General features: G+C 36.8%; 22 protein-coding genes and 1 pseudogene. 21 read left to right on the top strand and 2 right to left on the bottom strand.

The genetic code is table 11. From position 1 onward, the window contains the following. Positions 1-6: 6 nt before the first annotated feature. Positions 7-1032: a phosphotriesterase family protein gene (locus RRV45_RS12110; protein ID WP_315664946.1), complete on the top strand. Its 1026-nt coding sequence runs from the start codon at positions 7-9 to the stop codon at positions 1030-1032. 93 nt (positions 1033-1125) lie between these two features. On the opposite strand, the gene RRV45_RS12105 is transcribed toward RRV45_RS12110, so the two are convergent. After that, positions 1126-2681, bottom strand: a protein-coding gene (locus RRV45_RS12105; protein WP_315664945.1) for an IS3 family transposase whose coding sequence is annotated in 2 segments (ribosomal slippage) — positions 1126-2042 and positions 2042-2681 — 1557 coding nt in all. Because the reading frame shifts where the segments join, the coding sequence is not laid out codon by codon here. A 422-nt stretch (positions 2682-3103) separates the two neighbouring features. Here RRV45_RS12105 and RRV45_RS12100 point away from each other — a divergent pair. From RRV45_RS12100 to RRV45_RS12070, 7 genes are all read left to right on the top strand, one after another. Then, positions 3104-3316, top strand: a complete 213-nt coding sequence (locus RRV45_RS12100) for a hypothetical protein (RefSeq protein ID WP_315664944.1) — start codon at positions 3104-3106, stop codon at positions 3314-3316. A 146-nt stretch (positions 3317-3462) separates the two neighbouring features. Then, a complete protein-coding gene (locus RRV45_RS12095; RefSeq protein WP_315669024.1) occupies positions 3463-4107 on the top strand; it encodes a YczE/YyaS/YitT family protein in 645 nt (214 codons plus the stop codon). Positions 4108-4354: 247 nt separating this feature from the next. Then, positions 4355-5176: a helix-turn-helix domain-containing protein gene (locus tag RRV45_RS12090; protein ID WP_315664943.1), complete on the top strand. Its 822-nt coding sequence runs from the start codon at positions 4355-4357 to the stop codon at positions 5174-5176. A gap of 223 nt (positions 5177-5399) precedes the next feature. Then, positions 5400-5744, top strand: a complete 345-nt coding sequence (locus RRV45_RS12085) for a hypothetical protein (protein WP_315664942.1) — start codon at positions 5400-5402, stop codon at positions 5742-5744. A 111-nt stretch (positions 5745-5855) separates the two neighbouring features. Beyond that, on the top strand, positions 5856-6458 hold the full coding sequence (locus RRV45_RS12080; protein ID WP_315664941.1) for a hypothetical protein: 603 nt from the start codon (positions 5856-5858) through the stop codon (positions 6456-6458). A gap of 60 nt (positions 6459-6518) precedes the next feature. Then, the gene (locus RRV45_RS12075) at positions 6519-7898 is read left to right on the top strand and encodes a M20/M25/M40 family metallo-hydrolase (protein ID WP_315664940.1); all 1380 of its coding nucleotides are present in this window, start codon (positions 6519-6521) and stop codon (positions 7896-7898) included. A gap of 221 nt (positions 7899-8119) precedes the next feature. Further along, positions 8120-8806 carry a hypothetical protein gene (locus tag RRV45_RS12070; protein ID WP_315664939.1) on the top strand — a complete coding sequence of 229 codons (687 nt, stop codon included), beginning with the start codon at positions 8120-8122 and terminating at the stop codon, positions 8804-8806. An 88-nt stretch (positions 8807-8894) separates the two neighbouring features. Here the strand turns inward: RRV45_RS12070 and RRV45_RS12065 are convergent. After that, positions 8895-9704 (bottom strand): annotated as a pseudogene (locus RRV45_RS12065) (MFS transporter); the annotation flags it as partial. Positions 9705-9854: 150 nt separating this feature from the next. Here RRV45_RS12065 and RRV45_RS12060 point away from each other — a divergent pair. The 13 genes from RRV45_RS12060 to RRV45_RS12000 all read left to right on the top strand — a co-directional run bounded on the left by RRV45_RS12060 (position 9855) and on the right by RRV45_RS12000 (position 23349). Beyond that, positions 9855-10292 carry a VOC family protein gene (locus RRV45_RS12060; RefSeq protein ID WP_315664938.1) on the top strand — a complete coding sequence of 146 codons (438 nt, stop codon included), beginning with the start codon at positions 9855-9857 and terminating at the stop codon, positions 10290-10292. A 326-nt stretch (positions 10293-10618) separates the two neighbouring features. Further along, entirely contained in the window at positions 10619-10999 is a 381-nt protein-coding gene (locus RRV45_RS12055) for a GNAT family N-acetyltransferase (protein WP_315669022.1), read from the top strand. A 933-nt stretch (positions 11000-11932) separates the two neighbouring features. Next, positions 11933-12076, top strand: coding sequence for a hypothetical protein (locus RRV45_RS12050; protein ID WP_217039188.1), 144 nt, complete (start codon positions 11933-11935; stop codon positions 12074-12076). Between the two features lie 383 nt (positions 12077-12459). Beyond that, complete coding sequence (locus RRV45_RS12045; protein WP_315664937.1) at positions 12460-12642, top strand: hypothetical protein; 183 nt, start codon at positions 12460-12462, stop codon at positions 12640-12642. A gap of 256 nt (positions 12643-12898) precedes the next feature. Further along, positions 12899-14422: a class I adenylate-forming enzyme family protein gene (locus tag RRV45_RS12040; RefSeq protein WP_315664936.1), complete on the top strand. Its 1524-nt coding sequence runs from the start codon at positions 12899-12901 to the stop codon at positions 14420-14422. Between the two features lie 56 nt (positions 14423-14478). After that, positions 14479-15231: a response regulator transcription factor gene (locus tag RRV45_RS12035; RefSeq protein WP_315664935.1), complete on the top strand. Its 753-nt coding sequence runs from the start codon at positions 14479-14481 to the stop codon at positions 15229-15231. Positions 15232-15484: 253 nt separating this feature from the next. Next, the gene (locus RRV45_RS12030; protein ID WP_315664934.1) at positions 15485-16603 is read left to right on the top strand and encodes an XdhC family protein; all 1119 of its coding nucleotides are present in this window, start codon (positions 15485-15487) and stop codon (positions 16601-16603) included. 110 nt (positions 16604-16713) lie between these two features. Next, positions 16714-19128, top strand: a complete 2415-nt coding sequence (locus RRV45_RS12025) for a xanthine dehydrogenase family protein molybdopterin-binding subunit (RefSeq protein ID WP_315664933.1) — start codon at positions 16714-16716, stop codon at positions 19126-19128. 12 nt (positions 19129-19140) lie between these two features. Then, positions 19141-19596 carry an SRPBCC family protein gene (locus RRV45_RS12020; RefSeq protein WP_315664932.1) on the top strand — a complete coding sequence of 152 codons (456 nt, stop codon included), beginning with the start codon at positions 19141-19143 and terminating at the stop codon, positions 19594-19596. Positions 19597-19613: 17 nt separating this feature from the next. Continuing rightward, a complete protein-coding gene (locus RRV45_RS12015) occupies positions 19614-20489 on the top strand; it encodes an FAD binding domain-containing protein (RefSeq protein WP_315664931.1) in 876 nt (291 codons plus the stop codon). A gap of 3 nt (positions 20490-20492) precedes the next feature. Then, entirely contained in the window at positions 20493-20999 is a 507-nt protein-coding gene (locus tag RRV45_RS12010; RefSeq protein ID WP_315664930.1) for a (2Fe-2S)-binding protein, read from the top strand. Continuing rightward, on the top strand, positions 20999-22555 hold the full coding sequence (locus tag RRV45_RS12005) for a class I adenylate-forming enzyme family protein (protein ID WP_315664929.1): 1557 nt from the start codon (positions 20999-21001) through the stop codon (positions 22553-22555). The genes RRV45_RS12010 and RRV45_RS12005 overlap by 1 nt, the downstream gene beginning before the upstream one ends. Beyond that, positions 22555-23349 (top strand): enoyl-CoA hydratase/isomerase family protein, encoded by a 795-nt coding sequence (locus tag RRV45_RS12000; protein ID WP_315664928.1) that lies wholly within the window; start codon positions 22555-22557, stop codon positions 23347-23349. The genes RRV45_RS12005 and RRV45_RS12000 overlap by 1 nt, the downstream gene beginning before the upstream one ends. The last annotated feature ends 23 nt before the right edge of the window (positions 23350-23372 follow it).

Raw genomic sequence — 23372 nt, 5'->3', positions numbered from 1 at the left:
TTCAGTATGGCTACAGTTCAAACGGTTCAAGGAACAATCGACAGCAAAGAGCTAGGAATAACATTGATGCATGAACATCTTTATATCGATCGGTCCCATCTTTGGGAAGAGCCAAACGGACCCGCAAAGTATTTTGCTAATCAACATGTAACAATGGATATTTTAGGAAAGCTCCGATTAAATCCTTATGATAATAAAGACAATTGTTTAATGGTGGATGAAGAAGTGGCTGTTAGAGAGGCAAAGGAATTTTACAATTTCGGTGGTGCAACAATTATCGATGTCACTCCAGTCGGTCTAGGGAGAGATCCTAAGGCATTATATCGTTTATCCCGAAGAACGGGGTTAAATATTATTATGGGGTGTGGGTACTATCTTCATAACGCCATCCCACTACATGTAAGGGAGTGGTCAATAGAGCAAATAGAAGATGACATTGTTAGAGACTTAGAATTTGGTGTAGATGAGACAGGTATTAAAGCGGGAATTATAGGGGAAATTGGGATTGGTCCCGAAATGACAGACCTTGAAGTAAAAGTCTTGCGTGCAGCTGCAAGGGCACAGAAAAGAACAGGAAAAGTACTGACAATCCATCTCCCAGGATGGGAAAGGTATGGTCATAAAGTACTTGATATCGTGGAAAAAGAGGGCGGATCTATCCAAAAAACTATACTTGATCATATGAATCCAAGTATGGATGACTTTGATTATCAAACTTCGCTAGCGGATAGAGGAGCGTTCTTGGAATATGACCAGATTGGTATGGATTTGTTATTCCCAGAAGGACAATCTCCATCAGATGAAGAAAATGCTCGAGCAATTATTAGATTACTAGAAAAAGGTTATGGGCAATCGTTATTACTCTCGCATGATGTATTTTTAAAGATATTATTAAAGACTTATGGTGGTTGGGGGTATTCTCATATTCTTGAAAACTTTGTGCCACGTCTGAGAAAAATGGGAGTAGATCAAAAAGAAATTAATATGATGTTAGTGGATAATCCTCGACGTATTTTTGAGAGAGATATATAATAAAACATAAGGGTCTCTTTAGAAAAAACAATAAAGCACTCACAAATGTGATATGCACCCTGTCAAGTAGACAGTGGAAATAATAAAAATGATTTAAGCGGCTTTAGCTCTATATTCCATAGGGCTTAGGCCGTTTAATCGTTTTTGGTATCTATCATGATTATAGAAATGAATGTAGTCATCTATCGCAAGAGAAAGTTCCTCAAATGTCTTATATTTATGTAAATAATACTTCTCACATTTCAGTGTTCCCCAAAAAGATTCCATTGGTCCATTATCAATACATCGACCAACTCGTGACATACTTTGTGTCATCTTCACCGCGTCTATCTTACGCTTAAATCCTTTTGAAGTGTACTGGAACCCACGATCACTATGGATAAGTGGATGTTCCCCATCTAATAGTACTGTAGCTTGGTCAAGCGTCTTGAATACAAGCTGATTATTATTGGAATGTCCTAAAACATAACTTACAATTGATCCATCATAAAGATCACGAATCGCACTTAAATAAGCCTTCTTTGATAGGCCATACTTAAGTTCTGTTACATCTGTAACCCATTTTTCATTTGGTTTTTCCGCGGTAAATTCCCGATTTAATATGTTTTCTGCCACATGTTGAGGTGTAGTACGTTTATATTGTTTTTTCTTGATCCGAATGACAGAGCGTAAGCCAACTACTTTCATTAGTCGATAGATTCTTTTATGGTTAAGTTTCTCTTGAAACTTTCTATTCATATGAAGTGTCATTTGACGATAGCCAAAGGTGCTATCAACCTTTTCATGGAGAATTTTCATCTCTTTAATTATTTCTTCATTTAATAATTCTCGGGAAGAAGGGGTACGATTAAGCCACTTATAGTATGCAGAACGTGCAATTTCCGCAATTTCGCAAAGTAAACTAATGCTTAAATTCTCTTTCTCGTGAAGCTCCTGAATAGCGATGTACTTATCTTCAAATCGAATTTGGCTTATTTTCGCCTCCTTTCGATCTCCTCTAACTTTTTTAAGAATAAATTCTCCGCACGTAACCGTTCATTTTCTCTTTCTAACTTTTTCATATGAAGTTTGATTTTCTCTTCTGGCGTTAGTTTAGCTTCTTCTTTCTTATTACCACGTTTATCTTTCAGCGCTTTATCTCCGCCGTCTTCATACTTCTTAACCCATTGATAGACTTGTTGATAAGAAACATTATAAGTATTAGCTGCTTCTTGATAATCTTTTCCGTTCCCCAAGCAGTCAAGTACAATTTGTATTCGTTCTTCCCAAGTCGTTTTTCTTCCCTTAGTCATAGAGTTCGTCCTTCCTTGTGACGTATCTTTTATTTCACTATGACTATTATACTTCCGAATCCAACCTCTGAGGACAGATACATCCGATATTTCATACATTCTAGTAATCTCACGCATAGAGTAATCGCCAGACAAATAATCTTTTATGGCTAATAGCTTTAGCTCTTTAGAATATTTTTTCCATGTTGAAGACTCCTTTAGCCCTTCCAGACCAAATTTATCAAATTTATGCCTCCATTCCAAAATAGAGGAATGATGCACCTTATAAATTAATGCAATTTCGTGTGTCGAATGTTCGTCCCCTAACGCTTTCAATATTTCATATTTTTCTTCTGCAGAATAAGCTCTTTTAGACATTAAAAATACTCCCCCATAGGTGGCCAGATTTTTATTTTTTAATCTGTCTACCTATAGGGGAGCATATCAATGTTGTGGGTGTTTTATTTTTTTTTTCGTAATAATTATAAAAGGGGTAGATTTGAACTTTTTTGTCCCTTGATGACTCATTTGATTCAGGTTCTACATCAAAATTTTTTTTGCTTCCTCAATTGTATATGAATAAAATATTTACCTGTCTTTTGATGGTTATATACTCCCTTTTTTAGGAATCCATCTTCTTTAACTGTAAAGCAATTAAACTTGCAAATAATTCTACTTAGAATTGCAGTCTTTGTGATTGAAAATGATTGATAAAATTGAAAATGCTTAAACGAGTATTATTTGAGGTAATAATTGATTATTATTATCAATAAACAAATCATAGTTATAAAGCATTTAACATGAGCATCTGGATTGATATTGACAAGCCAACTAAACATTTTGGTGTTCACAGTAAGAATAAGTCACGTAACCCAAAGTGCAAAGGCATAAATGAAATGTTAAGAGATGGTGGATGGTTTGATGTGGCTTCAATTGAGGAAGCTTTTGAATTACATAAAAGAAGTTATTCTAATTATACTATTGTTGATCGTACAGATAAATATCCTGAGTAATTCATCCATACTTCTAACTAATCTATGAATGAGTTTTTCCCATTTTAGCTGCGAGGCCTCTGAGACATTTTCCTTTCCAAATGTCCAATTCCTAAATTTTTATGGTATATTAGTATAGCATTCTATAAGATGAAGGAGCAGTCATGATGAGAAGAGAATGGTTTCTGCGCTGGTCTTTTTTTGTTTTTGGATTAATGATTTTAGCTTTTGGGATTTCTTTAACGATTAAAGGGAAACAATTGGGGATTGGACCTTGGGACGTTTTTCATTACGGGTTATTTCTCAAATTGGGACTCTCCATTGGCACTTGGTCGATCATCAGTGGATGTTTACTGTTGTTGATTAGTTCCGTAATTAAAAAGGAATGGCCCAAAATAGGAGCGCTGCTTAATATGGTGTTTCTAGGGTTGTTTATTGATTTTTTTAATTGGCTGCTTCCACCGGTTGATGGTTTAATAGGGGAATCGTTAGTGTATATAATCGGTGTTATTTTACTAGGATATGGAATTGGTTTATATGTTTCTGCTGACCTTGGAGCAGGACCAAGAGACCATTTTATGCTTTTGATTGTTGAAAAAACGGGCTGGAGCATCCCCTGGGTACGAAATGGGATTGAAATCATCATTTTTCTTATAGGCTGGATGTTAGGAGGCCCTGTAGGAGTAGGCACGGTCATTATTGCGTTTGGGTTAGGGCCCATCCTCGGAATTTCAATTCCTCAATGTAAAAAATTGTATTCTCTTTGCCTCAAACAAGAGACTTCGACCATTACAAACACATCTATTCGATGAATCAGAGACTGACTTGTCATAGTCAGTCTCTAAATATATACATCAGTATTAATCTTCTTTTTTAATATCAAAGTTCCAATTTGAGCCCCAAATCTGCATATTAACCCCTCTTTTCGCCTCAAAAATCACTTTTGGCTTGAAAAAACGTGTTTATGGCCTTATTTGCTAATTTCCTTTTTTTATAAATTTATACTAATTTAGAGCTACCTAGGAATAATAGATCGTGCACAGTAGAAAGGCTATGAAAATGGAAAAATTAAATTATGAAACCATTCAAAGGTATCAATCTTTTGCGGATTTGGAAGAAATGGACAAAGCGGTTCGCGGCTTTTTATATGTACATAAATCGTCCTTTTCACAAGGTGTGTTGAAAGTTCTCCAGTTTATTTGGAGGCATTCGGTTAAAGTGGTGGGCGTGTCATTTGCCAAATACCATACGATTGCTGAGGCTGTTCAGCTTTCCCGAAGGACCGTTATTCGAGCTGTTCAAAAACTTGAAATTCTAGGATTTCTTAAAAAAATCGCAACGGCACGAATGAATGGGAAACAAGGTATGAATTTGCTTGTCATTCAACCTTTTCCGACTGTTGAGGAGCAAAAAAATAATATGTCACCCCAAGATGTCACTCCATCTGTCACTCCTATTAAAACAGAGAAAAAACATCATTCACTCTGTGAGAATAAACATAACGAAAAGAACGTAAAGAAACCTGACAAAATGAATACAAATAAGCAGCTAGATATTAGCTACCTTCCTGAATCTGTTCATCCTAAGTTTAGTGAAACTGCCTCTCCATTTTTTTATGCCATTGATATTTATAAACTGTGGCAGCGTGCCTTAATCGCTTATCGAAAAAGCAAACTTGAAAAACCTTTGGAAGAGGTTATTGAAATTATTGTTTGTGCGTTTAAACAAACTGTGTTTATGCAAAAGGCAGGGGAGATTCATACCACATTTGAAGGATATTTTTATTCCGTTGTTTATGCGAAATTGGTGGTTACAAAGCGGCAGGAATATAGGCATTTTGGATTTGACATTTTTAACGAATTCCTTAATGGAAATGGTTAAGTATATAATAATAGATCACATGTTCATGAGTTGGCATGAATTTGAACAGTAAATATCTAATATTGATATAATCAGGGGGATCTGGTAGTTTTTGAGTTAGAAATGCCAAAAAATAGTTGAGACTGATTAAACGGGATTTTTTCCTTACTAATCTTATCGAGGAATCGAGTAAAGTCCCGACATTCTACTTAACAAATAAAAAAGCTAAGCGAGATGACTATCCATGAGACTATCCCAATTATCCATAGAAGAATTAGAAACCCTAGAACAAACCTTACACGAAAATGAACCGAAAAGTGACTTTGGTCATTACTCCATGCTGATAAACGTCTATGAAGAAATGTATCGCAGGCAAATACAGCTTGCCAGAAAAGATAAAGAACAATTCGGAGATACGGTTATATATATCAAAAAACTATTAATCTCACATCTTATTAAATACGGTACTTTTTTAAAAATGAATAATGAGAAAGATGATGGGCTTGCTCAAAGTTCGCTTGAAAAGGCGCTGAAATATGATCGAACGATCCCGATCGCGTATTACCGTTTAGGATTTTTGGCTTATTAAGAGCAGCGTTATAGCAGGGCCGTACAATATTTTCAATCGGCATTAGACTGTCAGTGCTCACATATTAAGTCGGAGTATCAATTAAGTGACAAGCAAATTTTCCATGCCCACATGTATTTAACGAATAGTGCTTTATATGTTGCGAGCTCCACTCATCAGGCACTTGAACAATTAGACAGATCCCATGGACAATTGCCTAATCTTGAATTATCACCTCTTTACGATGTTTTAAAACATAATGAAAATTATTTGGAGGCCAATGCGTTTTATCAAATATCGAAAGATGGTATTGAGTCTTGTTCAAGGGATTCATGTGATGAACTTGCTGGACAGAGTCCGATGAACACCATCGTTTTATACTTTAACGACCAACAAAATATTCTCGTGTTCAATGGGGAGGAAAAAGTGCTCACACCTAATCAGGCTGCGATGCTCAGACATTTCCTTCTCCGCTGCAATAAAGAAAATCCAGGAACGAGAGCAAACTTGGTTGATTTTTTCGGTAAAACAGGGGTAGATGGTCTAGTTAAAAAAGCGAACCTGGTGAAAGCTATAGAGAGATTAAGATCGAAACTTGACGCGGTTGGCATTCCATTTATTATTGAGCCTACACGGTATCAAGATGACATCGCCTATTTTTTCAATGAAAGCGTTCCTTATATTGTCATGTTTAGGGTCGATGATGCTTACGGAAGTGAATATATCAACCGATGACAGGTCGGTCATCGCCTTTTTGTGATAATAGAGACATCACGAAAAGGGAGATGATCATGTATGAAAAATTGGAATCAGTTATTTATTCGACAAGGGTTTAACTTAAAGGAAATGGGAGAGAATCAGTTCGACTGTTCAAAGGAATCCGAGGTAAATTTAAAGTTTTTACGGGAGTGTCTTCTTAAGTTGGATGTCGAATTTACCTTAGTTCGTAACGTACTAACCATCGGTACAGGACCAGTCATCGAATCTGATTGGCTGCGAGCAGTTGACTTTCAAGACAGAGGGCATTTCGGAGACTGGTTTACTCCAGAATCGGAAGCGCCAAAAATTCATGAACTAGATACGTATTTAAGCGGATTGGTTAGACAATTTAATCGTCTCGGTTTATACACCATTGGAAGCTGTGATGGTCATGGCAATCGAAATCCATATCTCCTGTTTCGCCCAGGGGTAGATATGGAGAAGGTGGAAATGATTTTCAGAGCGATCTCCACAAGACGTTACCGCATCAGGAACAGAAATGTAACTTTCCTTTGTAATCGTTATGATTTGTTAGATATTGCTGAAGGGATACAAAAGATTGAAAAAGAATGGCTGAATCATAATGAAGAGTTTATGAGAAAACAGTTATTTTTTCACGAGCTGGAGCGAGTGCTATCAATAAATGGAGAGAGCGGGAATGAGGGCGAAATAAGAGATTATGTGGTTCAAGTTCTTACTCCGTTTGTTGATCATATTGCAGTGGATCAAAGCGGAAATATTTTGGCTCAGAAAAAATACGGTTCTGGCAATGGTCCGTGCATCTTGCTGAATGCTCATTTAGATACGTATGAATCTTTTGTTCCGGGACGGAAAATTGTGAAGGATAATGGAGTTTGGTCAAGCAGCGAAGGGATTTTAGGTGCTGATGACCGTGCTGGTGTGGCGATTATTTTGCAAATGGCAAGGAACTTACAACAATCACATTTTCGCGGTACTGTGAAATTTATTTTTACCGTGAAAGAGGAGGTAGGTTTGGTTGGTGCCAGCCAGGTGCATGAGTATTTCCTCTGGGATGTGGATGCTGCGCTTGTGCTAGATAGGCGTGGGAGTGGAGATATTGTTGTATCATGTGGCAGACACGAACGTTTCTGCGATCAAAATTATGGGAATTTCATTGAAGAAACTGCAATGGAAGCGGGATTAACAGGCTGGAAATGTACAGCAGGAGGCAGCAGTGACACAAGAATTTGGGCATCACATGGCATCCAATGTGTGAACCTATCTGTCGGCTATGCCCATGAGCACACTTCATCTGAAACATTGGACATTGAATCATGCTACGGGACAGTTCTGTTGGTTGACAGGTATTTTGAGAGATATCGAGAGTTGATACGAGTATTGGGTCGGAGGGACTATACATCCGACACAGTTAGGATTATGAAAAAAGCACAATAAGGGTACATTTAACCTAAAAATATGCGCCCTTGATGTGTAAGTGGCTCAGGTAGTTTGTCCTGCTGAATAACAGATCTCTTTTAGAAAACCGTCTATTTCTAGACTGAACATGATAACAGTATGTTCAGTCTCTAGTTTATTTTAGTCAAGTGACGTTTAATAAGGTAATTAACTTTCTATGATAATATTAAATAAAGTATATTTAGTAAGGTGGATTTGTTATGAATAAAAATCTTTTAAACCTATATAGCAGACATTGGTCAGATATGGTTTCTTCCCTTGAAGGAAATCAACTAAGTAATCCGTTGTTACTTTATATAAATGATGAAGACAAGTATAAATATGCTGATATCAAAATTATGTTTTTTGGACAAGAAACCAATACATGGGAAGGAGAATTAGGTAATAAAAGCATAGATGAATTATTAGTAACATACTCCAACTTTTTTGGAAACGGTAAATGTTTTAAATATGGTGGTCCGTTTTGGAATACTGTGAAAGATTACGTAAATACAATAAAACAATTAAATCCAGATAAAAGTGTCGAGTGTGTTTGGAACAATATAATAAAGATTGGAAAGGAAAAAACTAAGGGAGCACCTGACAAAAGTTTAGTAAATATTCAAAAAGAAAAGTTCCCTGTGATTAAGGAAGAGATTGAAATTCTAAAGCCAGACTTAATTATCTTTTTTACTGGTCCAAATTATGATCAATACATTAAAACTGAGTGGCGAGATTTAAAGATTAATAGTGTTAATAGTTGGGAAACGAGGAAAATAGCATTGTTGAAACATGAATTATTGCCTAATAATACTATTCGCACCTATCATCCCAATTTTATGTACATGAAAGGCAAGCAATTTTACTCTAATATAAAAGATTCTATTACTACAAACATATTGAGCTAATGGGGGCTTGAGTTAAAAAAAGGTCACAGCTGCAATTCTTGAAGCCTGTCCAACAAAACATTTATGCATTGTTGGACAGGCATCTACTTTAAGATTCAGGAAGTAAAAAGTTTAAAACGGCTGCCACCACCAAGATGATTATCGAAAGGTAAAGCGCAAAATCATAGTTTCCAAACTCATTAAATAGTAATCCTGGAATATAAGCTCCTAATGCTGATCCTATTTGATGCCCTAAAGATAAACACCCTACAATAAACCCAATAGAATAATGTTTAAAGTATTGAGTAGCAAGCAATTGTGTAGGTGCAACAGTGGCAAAATCAACTAATCCAAATAAGGCCGCAAAAATAAGTAATAACACTGGGTCTTGGCTATATATGAGAATAACGATGGATAAGGCACGTGTAAAGTACAAGAAAACGGGGAGTTTTCGACTACTTCAATGATCGATGATAACCCCTGAACATAAAATTCCAATAATATTAAATGCAGCTAGAATACTAACTGCTGCACTAGTGACCGTGGTGGAAAATCCGTGATTATGGGAGTAGGGGATCAGGTGAGTGTCCATTAGGCCGGTTGTCGTAAAACCACAAAAAGCAAAAGGCAAAATTAAGAACCAAAATTGCCTCTTTCGCATGACTTCCCAAATGGAAAAATTTTTTGCCTTTTTATCTCCTTTTTGTACATCTTCATCTTTAATAAATCCGCCAATAGGAGACATCCCTTTTTCACTTGGATCATTTCTTATTAAAATGGCAGCGACAGGTAAGATCAAGACCAATAAGAATAATCCTAATGCAAAATTCGCGATTCTCCAGTCAAAGTAGTGAATTAAAAAGAGAGACCCATGTACAATAAGCATTTGTCTAAATCCAAATCCAGCTTCCAAAATACCTAAAATAAATTAATATAACATTTGTGAAATGATTCTTTTCTTCACTGGCAATGCTGGTATCTTATTATTATATTAATCGTCCCTTTGTTAATACTAGAATTTGAATACAGGAAATTGTAAAATAAAAGGAACATAGGAGGTATATGAAATTTGAAGATCCAAAGAATAGATCATGTGGGTGTAATCGTAAATGATCTCTCTGCCGCTAAAGAGTTTTTTCTCGATTTTGGACTTGAGGTAAAAGGGGAATGGGAAATGGAAGGAGAGTTGATGGGATATGCAGTTGGGCTTAATGACGTTAAAGTAGCTTGTGTAGGATTGGGAACGCCAGACGGTCAGACATGGATAGAGCTAATCAAATTTTATAAGCCTTCAGATGAAAAAGATATTCAGCAACCCTTTGCAAATACACTGGGTATCCGACATATTGCATTTTCTGTTGAAGATATTGAAGCTGTTGTTGCCAAATTGAAAAAGAAGGGTACAGAAATCTTTAGTGAGATACAGCAATATGAAGAAAGTTATAAATTATGCTACGTTCGTGGTCCAGAGGGAATTATTTTGGAGTTGGCTGAGGAAATCATATAAGTAATGAAAGAACGGCTCTTTGTTACTTTACATTTTTATAGTTTGTCAAGAAATGTACTTAAATTAACGGATGCTTATGTTTTGCAAAGGGTTCCATTGCTGCTCTTTTTCTTGTTAAACTAAAGGGACAGTTAAACTTAACAACAAGTAAAAGCTTTATTTTATAATGAAACATATAGATTAAGTGCTTAAAGGGGAAGAATAGTGGAAATTAGAATTTTAAATTCATTAGAAGATGCAGAAAAGTATCGGAGAATTAGACTGAATCTTTAAAAAATACTCCAGAAGCATTCGCTTCCAGTTATGAAGAAGAAAGAGACTTTTCTATTGAAAAATATCAAAACGAGTTTCAATCGAACGACTCTTTTACTTACGGAGCTTTTGAGAAGGGAGAACTGGTTGGAATCATTACTTTATATAAAGAAAAGTTTTATAAACTAAGCCATAGGGCACATATTGGAGCAATGTATGTTTCTGATTCCATAAGAGGTTTAGGAATTGGGAAGGCTTTAATGGGAGAAGCAATAGAGAAAGCAAAAAATATAGAAGGGTTGGAACAGGTATATTTAGCGGTTGTTTCAACAAATGAATCAGCAAAAAAACTTTATACCTCATTGGGATTTGAAGTTTTTGGTACAGAGAAAAAAGGTTTAAGGCTGAAAAATAATATTTATTTTGATGTAGACTTTATGATTATGTATTTATAAGTGTTATTGAACTATCGGGTGCTCTAACACAATAAGGAATAAAATTAAAGAACCTGAATATACAAGGTTTTATGCACTTCTTGTATATTTAGGCTCTCTCTCCATACTATTGCAACTGGTGAAGTTTAAATTGGAAAAATATTCATGCAATTATATAACTCTTACTCTGACAATCTGTTTCCTCAGAAAGATTTAGGGAAGAGTACAAATTTTTATAGGAATCAATGGAAAAGTGGAAACAACTGCAGGGAAGAGTACAAACTTTTATAGAAAGCTATGGAAAAATGGAAACAACTGCAGGGAAGAGTACAAACTTTTATAGGAATCAATGGAAAAGTGGAAACAACCGCAGGGAAGAGTACAAATTTTTATAGAAATCTATGGAAAAATGGAAACAACTGCAGGGAAGAGTACAAACTTTTATAGAAATCAATGGAAAAGTGGAAACAACTGCAGGGAAGAGTACAAATTTTTATAGGAATCAATGGAAAAGTGGAAACAACCGCAGGGAAGAGTACAAATTTTATAGAAATCTATGGAAAAATGGAAACAACTGCAGGGAAGAGTAAAAATTTTTTATAGGAATCAATGGAAAAGTGGAAACAACTGCAGTGAAGAGTACAAATTTTTCTACTTTAAGCACACAAATAATTAAATTATTATCACAAGAATACAGGGCATAAAGCCTTGTCTCTTTTTGCATTGAAAATGGAACAAAATATATTTTTCAATGGAAGTATTATCAAAGGTTAGAGCAATTTTTAAAAGAGAAGGCATTAAATATACCTATAAAGTTATTGCCCCTTCTAAAGGCGTAGAAAGCTAGTTAAAGAAATTCAATAATAAACTCCATTTTCAGGCAGCCGTCAAAGGTTGTCTTTTTTCTATAATTCCCATTGCTAATGGACATTTTAATAATTGGAGGTGAATATTATGACAGAAAAGGACTATCAAAACGTTAGTTTAGGCGGAAAAATTGTTAAGGAAAAAGGTGATGGTGGGGATCAAGTTCACGGTCACGAAAAGGAAAATAAAAATGGAAAATTTAATACTAATCCTAAAGTTGATTTAAAGTAATGGATTACGAACCAGTTGACAATGTGTTAGCTGGTTTTTCTTTGTTTACAGCCTATTCTAGGCTTCCCATGTTTAATCTTATATAATTCACTGTAAAAGATCCAACAGCTTATAATTCACGTTAAAATTATTTAAGCCACCAACTGATGCTGACTTAGTTGCACATATTGAACATATTTTACGAACGGAGCGGGTTAATTCAATATAGTAATAAGTAACGGTCTGGTTAAAATCGAAGCATTTTTATTTGAAAGTAGGTCATAGAAATCGAAGGATTGTGAAGTGATTGTCATTTTTAGGTAATGAATTCTATTGCTAAAAATTGATATTTAGAGTATTTTTGAGAGGCTAATATTAAGAATTAAATTGATACCAGGGGTTTAATGATGAAGAATTATAGGTTGAAAAATGAATTCAAAGGCTACAAAAGAGGAACAAAATTCTACTTGGTGGCCGAATCAGAGTTTATCGGTGTAAAGGAATTTGTACTGCGAACCGAAGATTTAACTCGGAGGATTGTTATTACAGAAGCGGAATTGAATAAGCATTTTATTTTAATAAGATAATTGCTTCTTTTAACACGAAGGATTTGAACGGAAATAATTTTGATGTAAATCATTATGTTGCTCTGTTAATAGTAGAGGCATTAGATCATATTAATAATGAAAAAGCTTTAAGCGTATTATTTGATGATTATAAAATATTTACTGTTTTTTTAGAAGATTTGTTATAATTATTGTAGACAAGCATAGGGATGGTTTTCTAGCTTTCTTAAGGAGGCAGAAGAATCGTCTCTTTTTTAGTTAGAGGGAGGGGATCTTTTTGGATTTATGCAAGGTTTTTAATTATTCTGTTGAAAGACACCCTAATAAAATTGCAGTTGTGGATGGAAATAAAAGGTATACATACTTGGAGCTTGCTAGAGAGGTTGATGCTGTTGCCTTTTCCTTACACAGTCTTGGCATGAAAAAAAGTGACCGAGTGGCTGTGCTCTTAAAAAATCGAATAGAAGCAGTTGTTCTATTCTGGGCAATACAAAAATTAGGGGCTATTTTTGCCCCGATCAATATTAGACAGTCTCAAGAGATTGTTCATTATTGTTTAAATGATTTAGAGGCGAGATTTGTCATCTATGGAAAAGTAACAGAAAATTTAATTAATAAAAATAATTTTACTGAACGCCCCCTTCTTATTAATATCGATGGAAATGGAGGCGATATCAATTATCATGACCTGATAAGGCAGCCAGTAGGAGATTTTACACCAAATCAAGTCAAAGAGGATGATTTATCTGTCATTCTATATACATCCGGAACTTCTGGCAATCCTAAGGGTGTTCCACGTTCCCATCAAAATGAGTATTCTGCTTCATTTGCTCATATCTTTCAATGTCATTATCAGTGGCATGATATTACACTTGGCGTCATGTCCCTCAATCATACTATGGGCTTAAGATCTCTTATTAGTATGATGATGTTAAATGGCACTTTTGTTATTTTACGAGACTATGACCCATTTGATGCTGTTCAATTAATAGAACAAGAGAAAATAAATGTCTTATATTTGCTTCCAAATATGTTCCATGATATTGCTGCCCTGCTTGAAACTAAAAGAGTTCATTTTGATGATCTTCATTCGATCGTTTATGCAGGTGCTCCGATGTCGCCTAAATTAATTCATTTATGCCAGCAAGTTTTTCGTCCCAAATATTTTGTCAACCACTATGGAAGTACGGAAAACTATACCTTTACATTTTGTGATCGTGTAATAGAGAAACCCGGTTCTGTAGGTAAGCCTGGCATCCATCAAAATATTAGAATTATAGATCCAGATGTAAATCGCACGAAATCACCAAATGACACTGTCCCAAAAGGGGAGATAGGAGAAATTATTGTACATATCGGTTCACCAGAATCTTTTAAAGGATATTGGAATAAACCCGAATCAACAAAAAGAAGTGTAAAAGAAAATTGGTATTATACTGGCGACTTAGGCTATGTAGATAATGATGGAGATCTGTTTGTGGTTGGCCGAATGGATGAAATGATCATTTATGCGGGAGAAAAAATTTATCCGCTTGAGGTAGAATCGGTATTATTAGAACATCCAAAAGTTCAGGAAGTAGTAGTGACAGGCGAACCAGATGAAAGATGGGGCAATGTATTGGCGGCTTATATTGTTCCAAATGATACTTCTTTAACAGCGAATGAATTAGACCTATTTTGTAAAAGGCATCCTAAACTATCAAATTATAAAAGACCGAGAAAATACATTTTTCAATCTTCATTTCCAAAAACAGCGGGAGGAAAAATCCTGCGCAATAAAATAAATTCCATTCAGTTTTAAAATTTTATCATTGGAGCAAAATTTTAAAACTTTGCATTGTTGGGGGAGGGTGGGCATTGCCAAATTTATTAATTGTAGATGATGAATGGGAAAGCCGTTATTCCCTTCGAGAGTTTATTCAAACTAGCGAATATAATTATTTTACTGTACATGAAGCAGACACATATGAAAAAGGGATACTCATGTTAAAACAGCTAAAACCATCCATCCTTATAGTAGAAATTTCATTGCCCGATCAAAATGGTTTGGAGTTTGGAGAGAAAGCAAAACAATTGGAACCAGGAATATCCGTCATTATTCTGTCTCAGTTAAAAATATTTGAAAATGTGCAAAAAGCCATAAATCTTGGATTTTCTGCTTATTTATTAAAACCGGTGTTAAGAAGTGAGTTGAAGCAGATATTCGAGAGAATTAGTATTCAAAGTCTTTCTACAGAAGCTAATTATTTTATTCACAAAAACGAAGCACCTTCTAATCCTGATCTTGCAAATCCAATCGAATCATCAATCCAATTTATTCAACAACATTTTAAAGAGCCAATTACTTTAAATACTGTAGCTGATTCTGTCTATTTAAGCCCTTCCCATTTCAGCAGGTTATTCAAAGAGGAAATGGGAGTTACTTTTGTTGAATATTTGACCGCATTTAGGGTTGAACAATCGAAATCATTATTAAAAATGACTTCCTTGCCCATAGAGGTTATTGCGCACCAAATGGGTTTTACAAGTGCTGGTTACTTTGCCACTATATTCAGAAAAAGTGAAGGCTTCACGCCTTCAAAATATAGAAGTTTATTTGAAAAGGGATGAATCTCAAAAAAGAGATTCATCCCTTTTCTATGTAAAACTAAATTGTCGTTGGATTCATTGAACAAGCCTTGATGTACGAAGTAATCACCAGTGCAGAGAAATGAAGCCAACGACATTTACATTCTTGGTTGTGAGCAGCCGCTCATGAATGTTTTTGATGAAATTTTAAAAATAGAATTGAGAGAATAATGAAACTTAAGTATTCTGAGTATTTTTATAATTTGTGTATGCAAAGAAAAAGAGGTGATGAACTTTGATTATCACTGAATTAAAGAAGTGCATTCAAAATAATCAAAAAGCAATCCTTGCAACCATTATTGATAAAAAGGGATCATCCTATCGCCAAGTTGGTGCAAAAAGTCTCATTCTATTAGATGGAACTACCTTTGGGGTTCTTAGCGGCGGATGTATTGAACAAGATCTGTTTGAACATGCAAAGGAAGTTTTTGAAACAGGTGAACCAAAGGAAGTTATTTATGACTTGCGTAATGACGATCAAACACCTTGGGGATTAGGTGTGGGGTGTAATGGTGTCATTACAATCTGGCTAACACTCATAAACCCTATCGAAAATAGGAGAGAAGCAGAGAAAATGCTGGATGTTTTTACACGGCAATATGTAAGTAACGGAGCTTTCACAATAGGAACTGTCATAACCTCTGATAACCAAGAATTGATTCAGCCTGGATATATTTTGGACACGAAGGAGATGGATTTTGTCCATAATCCAATGAATAAATTAAATGGAATTTTAAAAAATCAAATTTTGACAATTGATGAAAAAGCTTTAGAGCTGACTATATTTTTGGAAACGATTACACCAGCACCAAGCATTGTGATCTTTGGAGCCGGACCAGACGCATTGTCATTAACTAATCAACTGAAACTGTTAAATTGGCATGTTACGATGGTCGATCATCGTCCAGGTTATTTAAATGAAGAGAACTTTCCGAATGTAGATGAAATGATACTTGTTCCACCTCGGGAGTTTCCAAACGATCTCTATCTAAATAATTCTTATACCGTTATTATGACTCATCATTATGAACAGGATCTTATATTTCTCAAAGGATTGATTCAGATGGAGCCTGCTTATATCGGATTATTAGGTCCAAAGAGAAGGTATGAGAATATAAAGAGTGATCTGCTGAGGGAAGGGGTTCTAATCCCGCAGAATATTCTAGATAAGATACATACCCCGATTGGGCTTGATATTGGGTCTGAGACGCCTGAAGAAATCGCATTAAGTATTGCTGCCGAAATTATGAGTTTTAAAAATAAGGGAAGTTATCAGCCCTTAAAGTGGAAAAGAGGTTCTATTCATCAGCCGAGCCTCGAATATCAAAATTGTAAATTAAAAGAGTTCGTTTGATGTTGAAAATAGAAAATAGTGTTTACTGCAGGTTCAAACTACTTTGTAGAAGGAAATGGTTTCAATACATTTAAGAATTTAAAAAATTCACTAAAAAGGAGGCAATTAACTTGAGCTATATCGGAAAACCTCTTAAACGAATAGAGGATGCTAGATTAGTATCGGGTGAAGGGATCTTTATTGATGACATGTCACCTCTGCCAAATATTCATCATGCGGCTATCTTGAGAAGTCCACATGCCCATGCAAGGATTATTAAAATCGATTCTGAAGAAGCTGAGAAGCTGCCAGGTGTAATTGGTGTAGTGACTGGCCATGATGTTGCAGCATTGACCCGGCCATTTCCGGTAGGTGTTAAGGTTCCGGTTCATTATTATCCGATTGCTGTTGATAAGGTGCGTTTTGTCGGAGAAGCAGTGGCGGTAGTAGTCGCCAAAGATCGTTATATTGCTGAGGATGCTCTAGCACTAATAAATGTAGAATATGAAGCATTAGATCCGGTTGTCAATATTGAAGATGCTTTATCAGCCGATTCTGCCATTCTTCATGAAGAAGTGGGAAGCAACATTGTCAATCAGCGATTTTTCAATTATGGAAATGTTGAAGAGGCGTTTAATCACGCGGATCACGTTATTAGTAAAAAATTTAATTTCCCAAAGGTTAGCGCCACTCCAGTTGAAAATTATGGGGTGATTGCGAACTATACGAAAAGTGAAGGAGCCTATACCATTTGGTCTAATTTCCATGGTCCTTTCACTCTTCACTCTGTTATGACTGCAGCCTTAAAAGTACCAAGTAATAAGCTTCGAATTATTACACCTAAAGATATAGGCGGAAGCTATGGCATTAAGTCTGGTGTGTTTCCTTACATGGTGCTGATGGGTGTAGTGTCTAGAATCGTAAAGGTACCAGTTAAATGGACTGAGGATCGTCAGGAACATCTGATGGCAAGCTCAAGTGGTACTGATCGTGTGACTTGGATTGAAGCGGCTGTAAAAAAGGATGGAACAATACTTGGATTAAAAATGAAATATGCAGATAATGTTGGCGGATATATCCGGGCACCAGAACCAGCTTGTTTATACAGAACCCATTCAAATTCTACTGGGGCATACCGGATTCAAAATGTAGCAATTGAAGCAATTGCCGTTGTCACCAACAAAAGTCCAACAGGGCTTATAAGAGGATATGGAGGTCCGCAGCACTATTTCCCGCTTGAGCGCATGGTCCAAATTATTTCGGATGAACTAGATCTCGATGTAATCGATGTTATCAAGAAAAATCTGATCACAAAAGAAGAATTCCCATATCAAACCGCATCAGGAGGAATTTATGATAGCGGCGATTATCACAGAGCCTTAAATCTTGCTCTTGAATCCATTGATTATGAAGGGTTTAAAGCAAAGCAAAAAGAGGCATGGAAAAATCGAAAATATTTAGGGTTAGGATTTGCTTGTATTGTTGAACCATCTGGTTCCAATATGGGATACGTTACGCTTGCATTAACACCAGAAGAAAGAGCGAAATCCTTACCGAAATCAGGATGCTCTGAAGGGGCGACCGTATCTATAGATCCACAGGGAGGAATAACCGTTCGGATTAGTACGGTTCCAACAGGTCAGGGCCATGAAACCGTTTCTGCTCAAATTGTTGCAGATGTTCTCGGTGTAGATCCTTCCACAATTCGGGTGGTTGCTGAATTAGACACATTAACAAGCCCTTGGTCCGTAGCATCTGGAAGTTATTCCAGCAGATTTGCGCCAATTGGATCAAGTGCAGTTTATCAAGCTGCTCACAAAGTGAAATCGAAGCTGCTTGAAATCGCCGGGCAGGAGCTAAACGAACCTACAGATGAGCTAGTCTTTGATAATGGAAAAGTAATATTAAAAAATAATCCTGAAAAAAGTATACCGATTAAAAGATTAGTAGGTTTAGCCCATTGGAACCCAGAGGGGCTTCCTAGTGGTTTAGAGCCAGGAATTCATGAATCTGCCTTTTATACTTTGCCAGCAGCAAAGTCACCGAATGAATTTGATTTAGTAAATGGTTCCGTCACATACGGATTTGTCTTTGATGCCGTTGAAGTTGAGGTGGATATTGATACAGGTGAAGTGAAAATAATAGACTATACGACTATTCATGATGCTGGTAAGCTATTAAATCCAAATATTGTTGAGGGTCAGATTATGGGTGGTTTAGCACATGGAATTGGTGCTGCTATGTATGAGGAGCTTGCCTATGATGGTCGGGGTCAGTTTTTGACAGGAAGCTTTATGGATTATTTATGTCCTACAGCAACTGAAATTCCTAAAGTGACTATTAAGCATATTGAAACACCATCGCCATTAACGCCACTAGGTGCAAAGGGGTTGGGTGAAGGAAATACGATGAGTGCCCCTGTTGTAATTGCAAATGCTGTGACTGATGCTTTAAAACCTTTTAACGTATCCATTGACCAGCTTCCGCTATCACCGGATCGGATTTGGTCAATCATTCAAAATAAAAAAACGGTCAATACTTACTAGGGAGGAATTGTGATGAATGGAGATGGAGCAATTCAACTAGATGGAAATCTTGAAACGGTTTTTACTAGTTTATTAGATCCTGTCGTTTTACAAAACTGCATTATGGGTTGTAATCAATTAAATAAGCAGGGGGAAAACGTCTATGTAGCTGACCTATCGGTTGGCGTTGCAGCAGTAAAAGGGAAATACGATGCAACCATACGCCTAACTGACCTCAATCCGCCGAACTCTTATAAGTTGATTGTCAATGGTCAAGGGGCACCAGGCTTTGTAGAGGCAGAAGCAGAAATTCAGTTAATTCGGATTGATGATGAACAAACGGAGCTTCGCTACACATACGAAGCAGCCGTCGGCGGTAAAGTTGCTGCAATTGGTCAGCGTATGTTAGGTGGAGTAGCTAAATTGATTATTAAAGATTTCTTTAAAAAGATAAAAAAGGAGCTAGAAGCAGTTCATTTGGCTGACTAAGAAAGGAGGGAGCATACATGAAGCCGGCAACATTTGATTACCATTGTCCTTCGAATTTAGAAGAGGCTGTCAAGCTATTAAATGAGTTTGGCAGCGAAGGGAAAATTATTGCTGGGGGACAAAGTTTTATCCCCATTTTAAATATGAGAATGTCTGAGCCGGGGTGTCTAATTGACATTAACCAAGTAACAGAGCTGAAGGGAATTCGGATAGAAGATGGGGTTGTCAAAATTGGTGCCCTTACCACCCAAAGAGAACTGGAGCAGCATGAGGATATAAGAAAGCATATCCCCCTGCTTGTAGAGGCGGCTCAATATATTGGCCACGTTCAAACGAGAAACAGAGGAACAGTTGGAGGCAGTGTTGCCCATGCAGATCCTAGTGCAGAGCTGCCGCTATCTTTCTTGGCTTTGGATTCTGAAATTGTGATTACTAGCGCCGATGGAAGCAGGACTACAAGTATTAACGACTTTTTTATTACCTATTTAACAACAGAGCTTATGCCGGAGGAAATTTTAACAGAGATACATGTCCCGTTATCTCAGCCTGCGGGCTACGCATTCGAGGAATTTAGCAGAAGACATGGTGATTTTGCTTTAGTTGCAGCCGCCTGCTTACTCTCAGTTGATGATGCGGGCATTATCGATCAAGCAAGGATTGTATTAGGGGGCGTTGATGCTGTTCCTCTGTTAGCAGAAGATGCAATGGAATATTTAATAGGAAAAACTCTTACAGAAGATATTTTAGAAAAAACAGTGGAAATAGCTGTCAATGATGCAGATCCAGATGCTGACTTGCATGCCTCAAAGGAATATAGACTTCAATTAACAAAGGTAATGACAAGAAAAGCGCTGTTAAAAGCTTATAATCGCGGGTTAGGAAAGGAGGGCTAAAAAATGACGAATTTCTCTGTGCAGGATAAAGTGAAAATTTCATTATCTGTTAATGGGAAGGAAATGGGTGGAGAGGCAGAGCCTAGAAAGCTGCTTAGTGATTTTATAAGAGAAGACCTTGGTTTAACAGGAACACATGTAGGTTGTGAACACGGAGTGTGTGGTTCTTGTACGGTTCTTTACAACGGCAAAGCTGTGCGAAGCTGTCTAATGTTTGCTGTACAAGCGAATGGTTCTGACATTCAAACCATCGAAGGATTAGCAAAAGACGGAGAGCAGCATCGATTACAACAAGCATTTACAGAATGTCATGGTCTGCAGTGCGGTTTTTGCACACCAGGGATTTTAATGTCATCTGTAGAGCTTTTGAATAACAACGAAGAACCTAACCTGCAGGAAATTAAAGAAATGCTTTCTGGACATCTTTGCCGGTGTACGGGTTATACAGGTATTATTAATGCCATCCAAAAGGCATGTTGTTCTAATGAATGTAAAGAAGGTGAAAATTAGTGGATCTTGGAACATTGTTTGAATTTACGGTTAAGCGGTTCCCGGATAAAATCGCTATCACCCAGGATAATATCCGCCTATCCTATAAGGAAATGAACAAGCAGATTAATCGGCTTGCCTACTCACTGCAAAAGAAAGGAATTGAAAAAGGGGACCGAGTAGTCATCATTTTAAAAAACCGCTTAGAGATGGTCACATTCTATTGGGCTATTCAAAAAATTGGCGCGATCTTTACCCCGATAAATTTTCGGCTATCAACGGAGGAAGTCGCTTATTGTGTAAACAATGCAGATGCAAAAGCCATCATATATGAACCAAGCAGTCAGGATGCTGCGCTTGATGGAGAGTATACTAATAAGCCGTTGTTAATCGGTGTACTAGGTGCAACTGGATCCGATGTAACATACGAAGAACTTCTAGACCACGAACAAGAAAATTTTCATCGACCAACCATTCAATTTGATGATACTTGCTTAATGCTATATACATCCGGAACGACAGGAAAGCCGAAAGGGGTTCCTAGAAGCCATAAGAATGAATATGGAGCAGCCATTGCCCACATTATCCAAAATCAATATGTCCTTCATGAGAGCACATTAGGTGTGATGCCTCTTTACCATACTATGGGCATGCGTTCTCTACTCTCAATGGCATTCTTAAATGGGAAATTAGTCATGATTCCTGATAATGAAACGATCAAAATGTTAACAACTATGGAAGAGGAAGCAATAAGCTGTGTATACTTAGTACCTACGATTATTCATGATCTTTTAAATCATAAGGATTTTTCGAAATTCAATTTACAGAAACTTCGGAAAATAGGGTATGCCGGTGCATCGATGACGACCGAATTAACAAAAGCTTGTTATCAAAAACTAAAGCCGGATGTGTTTGTGAATCATTATGGCAGTACAGAGGTATATACGTTCTCGATTTGTGATTACCTGGATAAAAAGCCAGGGTGCGCAGGTAAACCAGGGCTTCACCAAGAGTTAAGAGTTGTAACTCCTGACCCTGAAGGCTACTCTACACCTGATGATCTAGTCCCACAAGGTACGCCTGGTGAAATTATTGTTAATATTGATTCCATTGAAGCATTTAAAGGGTACTGGAAGCGTCCGGATGCCAATAAAAAAGCAATTAGAAATGGCTGGTATTTCACAGGAGACATGGGAGTACTGGACGAAGACGGAGATTTGTATGTTGTAGGACGAGTTGATGACATGATTATTTCTGGCGGTGAAAATATCCATCCGCTGGAGGTAGAGGATGTTCTTGCTTCCCATCCGGAAGTTCTTGAAGTTGCAGTTGTAGGTGTACCTGACGATCGCTATGGTGAAAAGGTTGTCGCTTTTGTCGTAGATCGAAATGGCAAATTGTCAGTTGAGGAATTGGATCAATACTGTAAGGTTTCTGAAAGTCTAGCAAACTTTAAACGGCCTAGGGAATATTATTTTGTTCCTGAGATTCCGAAAAGCCCTGTTGGAAAAATTTTAAGAAGAAAATTGAAAGAAAACTATAAAACTTATTCGATAAAAGAGGAGAGTGTAAGTTAATGACAAACAAAAAAACTTATCAATGGGATCACATTCTAGTAGAAAAAAATCCAGAAGCTCAAACGGCAACGATTATTTTAGATCGACCGGAAAAAATGAATACTTTGAGTTTTATCGCTCGTTCCCACCTAAATGAAATATTTAATGAATTAAACCATGATCCGGAAGTAAGCGTTATTGTGATTAAAGGATCTGGAGAAAAAGCGTTTAGCTCTGGAGGAACTATTTCAGAATTCATGGAGCAGCATCCTTCCATCCTTTCTGAATTACACGTCAATGTGGCAGCACCAGAACGTTCACCGAAACCAGTTATTGCCCAATTACAAGGCTACACTTTTGGTGTGGGACTTGAAATCGCCATGGCATGCGATTTCCGTGTAGCAGCCGACAATACATTATTAGCTCTGCCAGAAATCAATCTTGGGATGATCCCTGGAAGCGGTGGCTCACAGCGAATTGCAAAAATTGCTGGTGTTGGACGCGCAAAAGATATGATTATGAGAGGCAGACGTATTCCAGCACAGGAAGCACACCAATGGGGCTTGCTAACTACAGTAACAAGCCCAGAAAACCTTGAGGAAGAAGTAAATAAACTTGTAGAAGATCTTACTAGACTTTCCCCAATGACACTTAAAGTACTCAAGCGCGTAATTAATGCTTCTCAAGATGCACCATTAAGCATGGGAATGGAAATTGAAGGATTTGCTTATGGTATGTTGCGTTCAACAGAGGATTTCAATGAAGGAGTCCAGGCTTTTGATAATAAAGTAAAACCTAAATTCCAAGGCAAGTAAAAATTGAATATAAAGGGGAAGGA

This window comes from Bacillus sp. DTU_2020_1000418_1_SI_GHA_SEK_038, from assembly GCF_032341175.1.
Classification (GTDB): Bacteria; Bacillota; Bacilli; order Bacillales; family Cytobacillaceae; genus Cytobacillus.
This window is presented reverse-complemented; position numbering and strand designations above follow the sequence as displayed.

Coding starts and splice junctions, on each gene's coding strand:
- RRV45_RS12110 (WP_315664946.1), top strand. CDS start 7: ATGGCTACAGTTCAAACGGTTCAAGGAACAATCGACAGCAAAGAGCTA.
- RRV45_RS12100 (WP_315664944.1), top strand. CDS start 3,104: ATGAGCATCTGGATTGATATTGACAAGCCAACTAAACATTTTGGTGTT.
- RRV45_RS12095 (WP_315669024.1), top strand. CDS start 3,463: ATGAGAAGAGAATGGTTTCTGCGCTGGTCTTTTTTTGTTTTTGGATTA.
- RRV45_RS12090 (WP_315664943.1), top strand. CDS start 4,355: ATGGAAAAATTAAATTATGAAACCATTCAAAGGTATCAATCTTTTGCG.
- RRV45_RS12085 (WP_315664942.1), top strand. CDS start 5,400: ATGAGACTATCCCAATTATCCATAGAAGAATTAGAAACCCTAGAACAA.
- RRV45_RS12080 (WP_315664941.1), top strand. CDS start 5,856: ATGTATTTAACGAATAGTGCTTTATATGTTGCGAGCTCCACTCATCAG.
- RRV45_RS12075 (WP_315664940.1), top strand. CDS start 6,519: ATGAAAAATTGGAATCAGTTATTTATTCGACAAGGGTTTAACTTAAAG.
- RRV45_RS12070 (WP_315664939.1), top strand. CDS start 8,120: ATGAATAAAAATCTTTTAAACCTATATAGCAGACATTGGTCAGATATG.
- RRV45_RS12050 (WP_217039188.1), top strand. CDS start 11,933: ATGACAGAAAAGGACTATCAAAACGTTAGTTTAGGCGGAAAAATTGTT.
- RRV45_RS12045 (WP_315664937.1), top strand. CDS start 12,460: ATGATGAAGAATTATAGGTTGAAAAATGAATTCAAAGGCTACAAAAGA.
- RRV45_RS12020 (WP_315664932.1), top strand. CDS start 19,141: ATGAATGGAGATGGAGCAATTCAACTAGATGGAAATCTTGAAACGGTT.
- RRV45_RS12015 (WP_315664931.1), top strand. CDS start 19,614: ATGAAGCCGGCAACATTTGATTACCATTGTCCTTCGAATTTAGAAGAG.
- RRV45_RS12010 (WP_315664930.1), top strand. CDS start 20,493: ATGACGAATTTCTCTGTGCAGGATAAAGTGAAAATTTCATTATCTGTT.
- RRV45_RS12000 (WP_315664928.1), top strand. CDS start 22,555: ATGACAAACAAAAAAACTTATCAATGGGATCACATTCTAGTAGAAAAA.